Here is a 13,910-nt window from a genome sequence, read left to right on the forward strand (position 1 = left end):
TGCGCCGGTCGGTCCGCGCGCGGTGTCAGTGCGGAGCCGCAAGCAGCCGATAGGCGATGCGCTGGTTGCGCGCGCGGCCGTCCTCGCTGCGGTTGTCGGCTACCGGATGCTCCTCGCCGTACCCCACCGCGACCAGCGTCGGTGCCGGCACGCCATGCGCCTGCAACGCCGTCACCACCACGTCCGCACGCTGCTGGCTGAGCTGCCGGTTGGCCTCGGACGCGCCCTGGCTGTCGGTGTGCGCGGCCACTTCCACCCGTGTGCCCGGCGCAGTGCTGCGCAATGCGTCGGCCACCACCTGCAGCGTTTCGCTGGAGCTGCCGCGCAGTTCGCTGGAGCCGGGATGGAACTCCAGCCGGGTCAGGTTCAGCGCAGCGATCCGCTGCGCGGCGCCGGCATCGGCCGGCAGCCGCGACAATGCCGCCCGGCCCGGACCCCACAGCCCACTCATCCGCAGGGCGGGGAAATCCTGGCGGAGCTGCCGCGAGATCGCCAGGCGCCGCTCTTCGCTCAGGGCGGTGGAGTCGATATCCAGCTGGTTGCCGGCGAACTCCAGGCGCAGTCCGTCGCCCTGCAGGCAGGGCAGGGTGCGGATGAGGCGCTCGAACCAGCGCGGCGACCGGGCCTGCGGATCGATCTCGATACGGCCACTGACGTGCCCTGCGCCATGCACCGCAATCAACGCGCTCCACAGGCGGCGGCGCAGGGCGTCGCTGGGCAGGCTGCCATGGACCGAGACCTGCGTGCCGCGCTGGTGCAGGAACAGCCGCGCGTCGTGTTCGCGGACGATCGCCTGTGGCGTCCACAGCGGCGTGCGTGCCTTCAGCTGCAGCCATGCGGTAGCGCCGAGCACGACCACGGCGGCCATCATCCACAGCAGGCTGCGCAGGGCCATGCCCTGCACCCGCGGGGTGAGCAGGGTGCCGGCCATCTGCGGTCGCTGCCGCTGCGGGCGATTGCGCAGCTGGCGCGGCTCCGAAGGGGCCGGCTCGATGGGCTGGGACGTCAATGCGATCAGCCCCGGCAGCAGATCGCAGGCCACGACCCGGAACGCCCCCGATGACAGTCTGCTGCGCCGGGCCAGCCGGTCCATGACCGGATCACCCAGCGCACGCTGCAGGTCGCTGGCCAGCACCGGCAGCGGCGGCTGCCCGGGACGCCGCCAGGATCGGAAGTGAACCCCCAGGCCCGCCTGCTCGAAGGTCTGCTCCAGTCCGTCCAGTCCCCGTGGGTGGGAGGCTATCCAGCCGGCAATCACATCAACCACCCAACGGGTGCGATGGCCCAGTCCCAGGCGGTGGCTGGCTTCTTCGATGAAACGGTCGTACGCGTGCATGCAGTGGATCCCCGGAGTGATGTGCACGCAGTCGTGCACGGTGCGGCTTCTGTCGATTGCAGGAGCTCTGGGGGCGCCACTGTGGGGAGGTCGCGTCAATGCGAAATGAAATATCGCCGGTTCATTTTCTTTCGTTTTCCGCGATGGCGTCGCGAGGACGCCACGCAGCTGGCTGGAAGCCTTGGGGCAGCGGGACGTTCGCCTGCCTGAGTGCCACTTGCGACAGCGGCTGTGGAGATCACGCCACAGCTGCGGGATGGTTGCATGCGCAATTACTTTCGAGCCAAAAGCGTCAAGTTTCGGCGTACAGAATGCGCCTGATTCAGCCTTCGAGGGCGTCCAGGTAGCTGCGCCGCCAATGGTTGATGTCGTAGGTGCGCAGGTGCTCCATCATGGCGTGCCAGCGCTCCTGGCGCTTGCGCAGCGACATGGTGGCGGCCGTGGCGATGGCATCGGCCACGCCGTCCAGATCGTGCGGGTTGACCAGCAGCGCCTGCTTCAGTTCATCGGCGGCGCCGGCCAGAAGGGACAGCACCAGCACGCCCGGATCCTCCGGGTCCTGCGAGGCGACGTACTCCTTGGCGACCAGGTTCATGCCATCGCGCAGCGGGGTGACCAGACCGACGGCCGCCGCGCGGTAGAAGCCGGTGAGGGTGGCATGGGTGAAGTTCTGGTTGACGTAGCGAAGCGGCGTCCAGTCCGGCTCGGCATGGCCACCGTTGATGTGCCCGGCGATCTGTTCCAGCTGGCTGCGCAGTTGCCGGTACTCGGTGACATCACCGCGCGAGACCGGCGCGATCTGCAGGTAGGTCAGGGTGCCGCGCTGGTCGGGGTGGCGCTGCAGGTAACGTTCGAAGCCGAGGAAACGTTCGGGCAGCCCCTTGGAATAGTCCAGGCGGTCCACGCCGATGGCCAGCTGCCGATCCCGCAGACTGGCCCGCAGGTTCTTCACGGCGGCCTTGGCCGCTGCGGTGCTGGCCTGACGCGCGATAAGCCCGGTGTCGATGCCGATCGGGAAGGCGGCAGCGCGGAAGCGGCGCCCCCCCGGGGCCTCCAGTTCGCCGTTGTCGAGCACGCGACCGCCGCCGAACAGCCGCAGGTAGGTCTGGAAGCGGTCGGCATCGCGCTGGGTCTGGAATCCCACCAGGTCATAGGCATACAGCGCGGAGAACAGCCGCAGGTGGTCGGGCATGGCCTGCAGCAGGTCCGCCGAGGGCATCGGGATGTGCAGGAAGAAGCCGATGCGGCAGCCGATGCCGCGCTCGCGCAGCAGGGCACCCAGCGGGATCAGATGGTAGTCGTGGATCCAGACGATATCGTCCTCGCGCAGCAACGGCGCGAGCTTGTCCGCGAACATCGCATTGACCTTGTGATACGTCTCGCGCGTGCCGCGGTCATAGTCGACCAGGTCCAGGCGGAAATGCAGCAGCGGCCACAGCGTGCGGTTGGCGAAGCCGTTGTAGTAGCCGTCCACCTCGCGCTTGTTCAGGTCCATGGTGACGAAGCGGATGTCGCCGTCCTGCTGTTCATGCAGCGCGCCGCTGCCATCACGCACGGTCTTGCCACTCCAGCCGAACCACATGCCGCCGCGCTCCTTGAGCGCAGCCAGCAGGCCCACCGCAAGGCCCCCGGCGCGGTTCTCGCCGGGCACGGCAACGCGGTTGGAGACCACCACCAGACGACTCATGATGCCTCCTGCCACGAACGCGACAGGCGCATCGCTGCCGTGATCAGACCCACATGCGAATACGTCTGCGGGAAGTTGCCCCACGCTTCGCCGCTGTCGAAGGCCAGGTCCTCTGACAGCAGGCCAAGATGGTTGCGCTGCTTCAACAGCGTCTCGAACATCTCGCGTGCCTCATCCATGCGCCCGATCGCCGCCAGCGCATCGATGTACCAGAAGGTGCAGATGGTGAAGCTGGTTTCCGGCTCGCCGAAATCGTCCGGTGCGATGTAGCGGTACAGCGAATTGCCATGCTTGAGGTCGCGGCCGATGGCCTCGACGGTGGCGATGAAACGTGCGTCGAGTGCATCGATGAAGCCGATGTCGGCCAGCAGCAGCAGCGACGCGTCCAGGCGATGGCCGTCGAAGGTGTCGGTGAAGTGGCCCAGCGATTCGCTCCAGGACCGCTGCATGATGCGCGCGTGGATGATGTCGGCGCGCTCGCGCCAGTAGCGTGCACGGTCATCGCGCTTGAGCCTCACGGCGATCTTGCACAGGCGATCGCAGGCGGCCCAGCACATCGCGCTGGTGTAGGTGTGCACCTCGGTGCGGCCGCGGAACTCCCACAGGCCTGCGTCGGGGACGTCGTGCAGGGCAAAGGCCTGTTCGCCCAGCGGTTCCAGCCGGGCAAAGGTATGGGCATCCCCGGGGTCCTGCAGGCGACGATCGAAGAACAACTGGGTGGAGGCCAGCACCACGCTGCCATACACGTCGTGCTGGCGCTGCACCCAGGCCAGGTTGCCGCGGCGCACCGGGCCCATCCCGCGGTAGCCGGACAGGCTGGGAACTTCATCCTCGTCCAGCTTGGCCTCGAATCCGATGCCGTACAGCGGCTGCAGCGTGCCGTCGGTGGTGGCGAGGTTGAAGATGTAGCCGAGGAACTGCTCCATCGTACGGGTGGCGCCAAGCCGGTTCAGCGAACGCACCACGAACGCAGCATCGCGCAGCCAGCAGTAGCGGTAGTCCCAGTTGCGCACGCTGCCGGGAGCTTCGGGAATCGAGGTGGTCATCGCCGCGATGATCGCCCCACTGTCCTCGTACTGGCACAGCTTGAGAGTGATCGCGCTGCGGATCACCGCGTCCTGCCATTCCAGCGGAATCGACAGATAGCGCACCCATTCGCGCCAGTAGTCACGCGTGCGCTGGAACGCTTCCTGCACATAGCCGCTGATCGAGCGGTTGAGCGATTCATCCACGCCCAGGATCAGGTGCACAGGGTGGTTGAGGACGAACGGCAGGCCATCACGGACCATCCGGACCGGCACATCGGTGGTCAGCCGCAGCACGTGGTCGGGCAGGATCCAGCGCACGTGGTTGCTGCCCCACGTGGATTCGGGAACACGTGCGCCCCAGTCGGCCAGCGGCCGTGCGCGGATGACGATACGTGGGCTGCCGGCCAATGGCCGCACCTGGCGGATCAGGCTGACCGGCCGGTAGAAGCGGTCGTTCTGCCGCCAGCGTGGCGCGAAATCGAGGATCTCCAGCGCACCTCCATGCGTGTCGCGCAGCACCGTGCGCAGGATGGCGGTGTTGGTGAGATATTCCTGCTCGCTGTCGGCGAAGTCCTCCAGCTCGACGGCGAAGTCGCCGCCTGTCTGCTGGTTCGGGCCCAGCAGCGCACAGAAGGTGGGGTCGCCGTCAAAGGTGGGCAGGCAGCTCCAGACGACACGGGCATGTTTGTCGACCAGGGCGCCGAAGCTGCCGTTGCCGACCACGCCCAGATCAAGATCGGGTTGGGTCATCACGCGGTACATCTCGGTTGCGGCCGTGGGGGTGGCCGGGTCAATAGGCATTCTCGCGCAGCCAGGCGTGCACGCTGCGTATGTCAGGCAGCGCGAACACGGCGGCGCTGGGTTCACGCTCGCCGATCAGCACGCTCCAGCCATGCTGGCCGTTGGCGGCGTCGAATCCGAATTCATCCGTCAGGTCATCGCCGAGGAACACGGGCAGGCGGCCCCGGAACGGCAAGTACTGCATCATCCGCCGGATCGCGCGGCCCTTGTCGGTGCCGACGGGCACGAACTCGACCACGTGATCGCCGGGTTGCAGGCGGTAGCTGGAGCGACCGCGCACATGGCGGTCAGCGAACGCCCGCACCTCGCTTCCAGCGTGCGGCGCCTCGCGCCAGTGCAGGGCCAGGCCCACACCCTTGTCTTCTACCAGTACCCCGGGATGGCCATGGGCAAAACGCATCGCCTGCTGATGCAGGGCATGTAGCCATTCGGCGGTGTCATCGTCATGTTCGTCGCGCAGCACGCGTCCGTCCTGGCCACGCAGTTCATGGCCGTGCAGGCCGGCCGCAGGCAGCTGCAGAGGCGCGAACAACTGGTCAAGCTGTGCCAGAGGACGGCCACTGACCAGTGCTACGGCACCTTCCAGGCGGTCGCTGATACGACCGATGGCCTCACGCACATCGGGCAGCAGCTGCACGGCGTCCGGTCGTGCAGCGAATTCAATCAGGGTGCCATCGACATCGAGGAACAACGCGCAGGCATCGTCCAGCAATGGAGGTGGCGGACGCAGGGGGAGCGGTTCAGCCATGACGCCCAGCCTGCCAGCGTGGGCGTGTACGTGGGGTCGAGAGCAGGCGACGACGGTGCGTCGGCGCTGTCTGTCGATTGCCGGCACAAGGGAGCGGTACCGGAGCGGGGCAGTGCGGACCCGTGGTCCGCACCACCGCAGACACGCGTCAGCCGCGGTCAGAACGTGTAACGGACGCGGCCGTAGTAGTAGGCGCCGTTGCTGCCGATCGGCGAAAGCACGTCGTAGGGCAGATTGCCGAAGTAATGGATGTCCTCATTGGATCGATCCGGGTAGTTGTCGGTCAGATTCTGTCCGCCGATGGCCACGCTCCATCGGGCGCTGATGCGATACTCCACTTCTGCATCCAGCTGCCATTCGGCCTGGTAGGTCTGGCGCGGAATGTAACCGTCACCGAAGTTGAAGACACGGGTGACGCTGCCATAACGGTTCACCCGGCTGCTGAGTGACCAGCGGTCATTGCTCCATGCTGCAGAGACGCTGCCGCGCGTGCGCGGGGTGGCGTCGGTCAGCGTGTTGGTCTCTTCGATGCCGAACAGCACATAGTCCGGATCGAGCGCCTGCAGTTGTGCAGGGGTGGCCAGCACGTTCTTCAGCGTGGTCTTGGTGTAGGCGTAAGTGCCGGTCAGCAGCAGTTGGCCGTTGCCCAGCGCCTGCCGCCAGTTGCTGACCAGTTCGGCGCCACGGGTACGTGTATCGGCGGCATTGACGAAGAAGCTGGCGCTCTGCAGGCCACTGACGCCGTAGTTGGCGGCGACATAATCGGTCAGCGCATCGCCGGTGATGCTTTCGGACAGCGCGATGCGGTCATCGATGTCGATCTGGAAGAAGTCCAGCGACAGGTCGAAGTGCTCGCCGATGCGGCTGGTGAAGCCCAGCGACGTGTTGATCGACTTTTCGGGCTTGAGGTCCTGCGCGCCCAGGCCGCGGGCAATCGGATTGTTGACCGACAGCAGCCGGCCCTGCACCAGCTGGCCGCCGGCGTTGTAGCCAGTGGAGGTCGACTCGTAGCCGATCTGTGCCAGGGACGGGGCGCGGAAGTTGTTGGAGATCGCGCCACGCAGGGCGAAGGCCGGGGTGAACTGGTAACGCAGGCCGAGCTTGCCGGTCAGTTCGCCGCCGAAATCATCGCTGTGCTCGTAGCGCGCAGCCAGGTCGCTGGAGAAGTGATCGCCGAACTGGCCGGACAGGCTGGCATAGGCGCTGGCCACATCGCGCGACAGGGTGGCGGCATCCTGCGGCGTGAGGCCGCCGCCGGCCTGCGAGCCGGTGGGACGGTCGGTAAACGGGCCGGCCGCATAGCTGGCGGGGGCGCCGGGACGGGTCTGGTAGCGCTCATGGCGCGCTTCCGCGCCCAGGCCAAGCGTATGGCTGATGCTGTCGCTCTGGGTGAACACACGGCTCAGGTCCAGGTTGCCGACGGTCTGAGCGTACTCATAATCAGCCGTCTTGAAGCGTGTCGGGCTGGCCGGGCCCAATGAGGCGTTGAGCGAATCACGCAGGCGATAGGTGAAATCGTTCTGGCCATGGTCCAGGCTGCCGTCGTAGCTCCACTCACCCCATTGGCCGCGCACACCGGCGACCGCCTGCACGTCGCGGTTCTCGCCTTCGGAGACCGGCCGGTAACCGTTCGGATAGACCTCCTTCCAGTTGGCCTCGCCGTCCGGGTAGCGGAAATAGTTCGCGCCTTCGGTGTCACGCTGGTTGAAGGTGCCGAACGCATAGAAGGTGGAGGTCTGGCCGACCGGGATTTCAGTGTTGAGCCACAGGTTGATGTCCTTGCTCTCACCATCGCCCAGCACGTAGTTGCGCTTGCCCTGCAGTGCCAGGTTGTCCGGGGTCTGGTCCCACGGTGGAATCTGGTCGAAGCCGGCGCGGTTGGTCCCGTTGCGGTGCTTGTACTCCAGGCCGACGCGCAGGAAGCCACCGTCCTCACCCAGCGAGGTGCCCACTTTGGCGCTGATGTTGCCGGCCTGCCCATCGGTAAGGGTGCGGCCGATCGGCTTCAGATCGGTGTGGTTGGCACCGTAGCTGGCTTCGATCTCACCGCCATCGCCACCATTGTCGAGGATCACATTGATGACACCTGCCACGGCGTCGGAGCCATACAGCGCGCCGGCACCGTCGCGAAGCACTTCGATGCGCTTGATCGCGCTGACAGGGATGGCATTGAAGTCGACCGGCGTGGTGCCCTTGCCGATCTTGCTGTCGGTGTTGACCAGGGCGGTGTGGTGGCGGCGCTTGCCGTTGATCAGCACCAGTACCTGATCCGGCGACAGGCCGCGCAGCTGCGCGGCGCGGACGTGGTCGGCGCCACCGGAATTGGACTGGCGCGGGAAGTTGAACGACGGCAACAGCGCCTGCAGCGCACTGCCGAGTTCGCCGTTGACCACGCCGGCCTTGCGGATGTCCTCGGCGGTAAGCACATCCACCGGCGAGGTGGATTCGAGCACCGTGCGGTCGGCGGCACGGGTGCCGGTGACGATCACGGTGTCGAGGTTGGTGGCGTCCTGGGCCAGGGCCGGGGCGATGGGGGAGAGCGCAAGGGCAATGGCGAGGCCGAGCGGCGACGCGGGCAGGCGGGCGGACATGGGGGCTCCAGCAACAACGACGACGGGGAAGGGGGGAGATAGTTTCACTTACATCCATCCGGATGAAGCGATATATTATCTTCGCGTGATGACCGGTGCTGATGCAAGCCCCTGCCGGTCCGGCATGAGCTGATGCCCTGTTGGCATCAGCACGCCGGGCCGGTGGCGCTGTACGCTGCCGGCTCGCACTGTCCCCCTTCCCCGGAGCTGTACCGATGAAACACCTTGGCCTTGCCTTCGCTGTTCTGCTTGCCGCCAGTGGCTGCGCCAGCCTCTCCTCGCAGGCGCCCAGCGCCTACGCTACGGCCACGACCGCTGAACTGAAGGGGGATGCCGCACGCCCGTCCGCTGGCCAGGGCTGGGTGCGCAGCGAGCTGTACTTCGGGGTGGGCGAGGAGCAGGGCGCCGGCAACCGACCGCAGGCCGACACCATCAGCGAGGCGCAGTGGCGGACCTTCCTGGACAAGGAAGTGACCCCGCGCTTCCCCGATGGCCTGACCGTGTTCGATGCCTACGGCCAGTGGTTGTTCCGGGGTGACGCTGCGCCGAACCGCCTGCGCACCAAGGTACTGGTGGTGCTGCACGAAGACAGCCCGCAGCGTCGTGCCGACATCGAAGCCATCCGCCTGGCGTGGAAGCAGCAGACCGGGCACCAGTCGGTGCTGTGGTCGCGGCAGGCCGTTGACGTATCGTTCTGACCGGGAGGCGCCGCCCTGGCGCCGCAGGCAACGACGATGAGACACAGGGACACCGTGATTGGCCTGCTGGCGGGCCTGCTGGCGGGCCTGCTGGTACCGCTGGCGCACGCTGCTGACAGCGATGCGTCGCTGCGCTTCGAGGCGGCACCTGGCATTGGCGTGCAGGCTGAGGTGGCGGAGGACGGCAGCATTGCCGTGCAGCTGCTGCCCTCTGGCAAGCGGCTGAGCCTGCCGGGTGCCCCGGACGTCGACGGCAATTCGCGGTTGTCAGCCGAGGATGTTGATTTCGATGGGCGCCCGGAGCTGGTTGCGCGGGCGTCGGTCGGCATGGTCAATGAAGCGGTGGCGGTGTATCGCTACGATCCGACCAGCGGTGGTTTCCGCGCGCTGCAGGCCGAAACCCATGGGCGTGACAACTGCGGCGGCCTGATGGGGCTCACCGTTGATGCCGCCACGCGCACGTTGACCAGCAGCTGCCGCAGCGGCCCGATGTGGTACACGGACCAGTACCGGTTTGCAGGCGCGAAACTCTATCTGTATCGCGCCGAGCGCGTCTTGATGCTGGGCGATACCCTGAACGCCGCACTGCGGTGGGTGCCGGCCGACGAGCAGGGCCCGTCGGCGGTCTGGCGCACCTTTGATCCCACCGGTCGTGTGCTGGAGAGCGCGATCGCTGATGGCCTGGGCGCACCGCCCGACGGCCCGCTGCGCAGCCAGCAGGCCACCGTGGTGCCGGCGCGCCTGTTCCTGTTCGACCGGCCCGGTGCGCCCAGCACCCAGCGTTACCTGCTGCAGGGCGACCGCGTGGAACTGCTGGATGAACACGAGGGTTGGCTGAAGGTGCGGTATCGCAACCCGAAGAGCGGCGCGGTGGTGGGCTGGATCAACGTCAACGATTGACCCGATATCGCTCTGCAGTTTGCCTGTCGAGGCGATGCGTGGCTTGCCCACGGAGGCATCACTTCGTCGGGTCTAGCCTCGGACGTTCCCCCGTTCGAGGATGCATCCGATGAGCAAGCGCGTTGCCGAGATCGTTGTCGATACCCTGCAGCAGGCGGGTGTCCGCCGCTGTTATGGCATCGTCGGCGACACGTTGAACCACGTCACCGATGCACTGCATCGCAGCGAAATCGAATGGGTGCATGTGCGCCACGAAGAGGTGGCCGCCTTCGCCGCCGGCGCCGACTCGCTGGTGAGCGGCGAGCTGACGGCCTGTGCCGGCTCCTGCGGTCCCGGCGGCCTGCATTTCATCAATGGCATCTTTGAAAGCAACCGCAACCGCGCACCGATGGTGCTGATCGCCAGCCAGGTGGTGACCAGCGAACTGGGCATGGAATTCCCCCAGGAAGTGGATTTCAAGGCGGTCTATGGCAGCTGCACGGTGTTCTGCGAGCAGGTGCACAGCCCGGCGCAGGCACGACGCGTGGTCGCCCTGGCCTGCCAGGCGGCGATCAGCCGCCGCGGCGTGGCGGTGGTGATCCTGCCGGCCGACATCAGCCAGGCCGAGGTGAAGCACGATGTGCCGTTCTCGGTGCACTACGCCCAGCCGGTGCTGCGCCCGTCGGATGGCGAGCTGCAGCGCATCGCCGGGTTGCTGGGGCAGGGCAAGCGCATCGGCATCTATGCCGGTGCCGGTTGCCAGGGCGCCCATGCGCAGCTGCTGGGACTGGCCCGGCGCCTGCAGGCCCCGATCGCGCACACCTCGCGTGCCAAGGACTTCGTCGAGCCGGACAACCCGTACAACATGGGCATGACCGGCATCTTCGGCATCGAATCCGGGTTCCACACCCTGATGGAGTGCGACACGCTGCTGCTGCTCGGCGCCGATTTTGCCTGGGGGCAGTTCTATCCGGACAAGGCGACGATCATCCAGGTCGATCGCGATGGCAGCCATCTCGGTCGCCGCCATCCGGTGAACCTGGGCGTGGTGGGTGACATCGCACCGACGCTGGATGCACTGCTGCCGATGCTGCCACCCCGCGAGGACAGCACGTTCCTCGACGAGTGCATCGAGCGTCGCGACAAGGCGCTGGCCAAGCGTGAGCAGGAGGAGCAGCCGGGCGAGGGCGAACTGATCCATCCGCAGCACCTGACCGCGCTGCTGTCGAAATACGCCAGCGACGATGCGTTGTTCACCGCCGACGGTGGCTCGCCGATGGTGTGGGTGCTGCGGCATATCCGCGTCAATGGCCGTCGCCGCACGCTTACCAGTCTCCTGCACGGGACGATGGCCAATGCGATGCCGCAGGCGCTGGGCCTGCAGAAGGCGTTCCCGGGCCGGCAGGTGATCTCGCTGTCGGGCGATGGCGGCCTGGCGATGCTGCTGGGCGATCTGCTGACCGCCGTGCAGGAGAAGCTGCCGATCAAGGTGGTGGTGTTCAACAACGGTTCGTTGAACTTCGTGGAGCTGGAGCAGAAGGTGGAAGGGCTGCTGGACAACTACACCGATCTGAAGAATCCGGATTTCGGCCGTCTGGCCGAGGTGATCGGTTTCCATGGCCGCACGGTCACCCGCAGCGAGGACCTGGAGGAGGCCGTACAGGACTTCCTCGCCCAGCGCGGTCCGGCATTGCTGGACGTGCATACCAGCCGGGCGGAGCTGGTGATGCCGCCGCAGATCGAGGCCAAACAGGTGGCGGGTACGGCCCTGTATGCGGCCAAGGCGGTGTTGAATGGCCGCTTCGACGACGTGAAGCATCTGCTGGTGGACAACTTCCTGAAGAAGTGAGGGTTGGGGTTTTATGCAGGGCTGCGCCCTGCACCTGCTACGCGCCAGAGCCAGAGCAGAAGCGGGTTATCTGGGGGATGGCGGGGTGGGTCAGGTTGCGGGGGACGCCGTAAACCCGTCCTTGGGGGCTTGGCCGCGGCATCCATGCCGCGGACACCCCCGCAACCGGACCCACCCCGCCTTCGACAGATTCCTGTGATCTGTCGGAATGGCATGGCTGTTGCCTGATGGGTGTCGACCTTGGTCGACACGGTAGATCCACGCCATGCGTGGATGAACGAAGGAGTGATCGGGATGATCTTCTGTAGCCGAGCCATGCTCGGCTCAGAGGCTTCGCGTATGGCAGCCGAGCATGCGCTCGGCGCTACAACGAGAGCCTGCCTTTGCTTTTGATCTTTTGATTCTCTTCCGTGGCTGGCACACGCGGGAAACTGTCAGGGGCCGGGCGGGTGGGCGTCGCGGGGGTGTCCGCGGCATGGATGCCGCGGCCAAGCCCCCAGGGATGGGTTCACGGCGTCCCCCGCGACGCCCACCCGCACGGGCCAGCCCGGGATCTGCGATTTGCGCCCGGCCACGAGGGGCCCTGCCGTTGGCTGGAACCCATCATTCCACCGTGGAATTGGCGCGCCGGCGCCGCTGGGCCTACCATCGGCGCTCCCCACCCCCATCGCCCCTTCCATGTCCGCTCCCGCTTCCGCCGCACCGCGTCGCTGGTTCGTCGCCGGTGACTTCAATGGCTTCTTCGGCCTGGTCGTCGACAACCTCTCCATCCTCGGCTTCATCGCCATGGCGTTGGTCGGCATCTTCCAGTTTCCCGCCGACGTGGTGTTCGGCCGCATGTTTCCCGGTACCGCCTTCGGCGTGCTGATCGGCAATCTGCTGTACACGCTGATGGCGCGCCGGTTGGCGGCACGCACAGGGCGTGATGACGTCACGGCGATGCCGCTGGGGCTGGATGCACCCACCAGCATCGGCATGGCGTTGCTGGTGCTCGGTCCGGCGTTCGTCGCGTTCAAGCAGCAGGGCATGGACCCGCATGCCGCCGGCATTGCGACCTGGCAGCTGGGCATGGCGGCGCTGGTCATCATGGGCGCGCTCAAGCTGGTGCTCTCCTTCTTCGGCGAAGCCGTCACCCGCGCGCTGCCGCGTGCAGCGTTGCTCGGCTCCATCGCCGGCATCGCGCTGGTACTGATGGGCCTGCTGCCGTTGCTGGAAACCCTGCGTTCGCCACTGGTCGGCTTCACCACGTTGGGCCTGCTGCTGTATGTGCTGATCGCCAAGGGCCGGCTGCCGGTGCGTGGCCCGGGTGTGCTGCTGGCGTTCGTGTTCGGCACCGTCCTGTACTACGGCCTCGGTCTGGCGGGACTGGGGGCCCCCGGCTTCCACGTGCCGGCGTGGACGCCGCCGCAGGTGGTGCTGCCGCTGCCGACGCTGGGCTTCCTGGACGGCCTGCCCACGGCAATGACCTACCTGCCGCTGCTGTTGCCGTTCGGCCTGCTGATGGTGGTCGGTGGCATCAACGTGTCCGAGAGCGCGCGCGCGGCCGGGGATGATTACCGCACCCGCGATATCCTGCTGGTGGAAGCGGTGGCCACGCTGGTGGCCGGTGTCTGCGGCGGTGTCGCGCAGACCACCCCCTACATCGGCCAGCCTGCATACAAGCACATGGGCGCACGCAGCGGGTACACGCTGCTGACGGGCCTGTTCGTCGGCATCGGCGGCATGCTGGGCATCATTTCCGGGCTGGTGCAGTGGCTGCCGCTGGCGGTGCTGGCGCCGATCATCGTGTACGTCGCCATCGACATCACTACCCAGGCCTTCCAGGCCACACCGCGACAGCACGCCGGAGCGATGGTGTTCGGCTTCCTGCCTTCGGTGGCCTACCTGCTGGCGATCAAGGCGCCGGGCTGGATCGCACCGGACCAGCTGCCGCAGCTGCTGACCAAGCTCGATGGACACGGCCTGCCGGAACTGGCGGTGATCTTCACTCTGGGCAACGGCTTCATCATCACCTCGATGCTGTGGATTTCCGCCGTGGCCGCGATGGTTGACGGCCGTCTGCGCCGCGCCTGCGGCTTCCTGCTGGTGGCGGCTGTGCTGACCCTGTTCGGCCTGATCCACTCGGTGGATCCGCGCGGCGGCATCTACCTGCCGTGGGACCTTGAAGGCCTGGCGCGTACCATCAGCTGGCAGTTTGCGGGGGCTTACGTGGCGCTGGCACTGCTGCTGGGGCTGTTGTCGCTGCAGAAGCAGGCGGTGAAGCCGCTGGGTGATCGCGCCGATCATTGACCGG

At 66.9% G+C, this 13,910-nt stretch carries 9 protein-coding genes; 4 read left to right on the forward strand and 5 right to left on the reverse strand.

Features of this window, described 5'->3' with window-relative positions; translation table 11 throughout:
• Window positions 1-25: 25 nt before the first annotated feature.
• The 5 genes from AC5P76_RS01280 to AC5P76_RS01300 all read right to left on the reverse strand — a co-directional run bounded on the left by AC5P76_RS01280 (window position 26) and on the right by AC5P76_RS01300 (window position 8,191).
• Window positions 26-1,336, reverse strand: a complete 1,311-nt coding sequence (locus AC5P76_RS01280; RefSeq protein WP_253120075.1) for an OmpA family protein — start codon at window positions 1,334-1,336, stop codon at window positions 26-28.
• A 322-nt stretch (window positions 1,337-1,658) separates the two neighbouring features.
• Window positions 1,659-3,023 (reverse strand): alpha,alpha-trehalose-phosphate synthase (UDP-forming), encoded by a 1,365-nt coding sequence (gene otsA / locus AC5P76_RS01285; RefSeq protein ID WP_053517011.1) that lies wholly within the window; start codon window positions 3,021-3,023, stop codon window positions 1,659-1,661.
• Window positions 3,020-4,801 (reverse strand): glycoside hydrolase family 15 protein, encoded by a 1,782-nt coding sequence (locus AC5P76_RS01290; RefSeq protein WP_053517094.1) that lies wholly within the window; start codon window positions 4,799-4,801, stop codon window positions 3,020-3,022. The genes otsA and AC5P76_RS01290 overlap by 4 nt, the downstream gene beginning before the upstream one ends.
• A gap of 40 nt (window positions 4,802-4,841) precedes the next feature.
• Window positions 4,842-5,600 (reverse strand): trehalose-phosphatase, encoded by a 759-nt coding sequence (otsB, locus tag AC5P76_RS01295; RefSeq protein ID WP_053517008.1) that lies wholly within the window; start codon window positions 5,598-5,600, stop codon window positions 4,842-4,844.
• A gap of 158 nt (window positions 5,601-5,758) precedes the next feature.
• The gene (locus tag AC5P76_RS01300; protein ID WP_253120077.1) at window positions 5,759-8,191 is read right to left on the reverse strand and encodes a TonB-dependent receptor plug domain-containing protein; all 2,433 of its coding nucleotides are present in this window, start codon (window positions 8,189-8,191) and stop codon (window positions 5,759-5,761) included.
• A 215-nt stretch (window positions 8,192-8,406) separates the two neighbouring features.
• Between AC5P76_RS01300 and AC5P76_RS01305 the strand changes: the two genes are divergently transcribed.
• The 4 genes from AC5P76_RS01305 to AC5P76_RS01320 all read left to right on the forward strand — a co-directional run bounded on the left by AC5P76_RS01305 (window position 8,407) and on the right by AC5P76_RS01320 (window position 13,906).
• Window positions 8,407-8,889: a DUF3574 domain-containing protein gene (locus AC5P76_RS01305; RefSeq protein WP_053517005.1), complete on the forward strand. Its 483-nt coding sequence runs from the start codon at window positions 8,407-8,409 to the stop codon at window positions 8,887-8,889.
• 36 nt (window positions 8,890-8,925) lie between these two features.
• Window positions 8,926-9,789: an XAC2610-related protein gene (locus tag AC5P76_RS01310; protein WP_253120079.1), complete on the forward strand. Its 864-nt coding sequence runs from the start codon at window positions 8,926-8,928 to the stop codon at window positions 9,787-9,789.
• A gap of 109 nt (window positions 9,790-9,898) precedes the next feature.
• Window positions 9,899-11,617 carry a thiamine pyrophosphate-dependent enzyme gene (locus AC5P76_RS01315; protein WP_180875516.1) on the forward strand — a complete coding sequence of 573 codons (1,719 nt, stop codon included), beginning with the start codon at window positions 9,899-9,901 and terminating at the stop codon, window positions 11,615-11,617.
• 678 nt (window positions 11,618-12,295) lie between these two features.
• Window positions 12,296-13,906 carry a SulP family inorganic anion transporter gene (locus AC5P76_RS01320; protein ID WP_111187260.1) on the forward strand — a complete coding sequence of 537 codons (1,611 nt, stop codon included), beginning with the start codon at window positions 12,296-12,298 and terminating at the stop codon, window positions 13,904-13,906.
• The last annotated feature ends 4 nt before the right edge of the window (window positions 13,907-13,910 follow it).

The sequence above is a fragment of the Stenotrophomonas sp. YJH_SMC_36 genome, assembly GCF_059369935.1.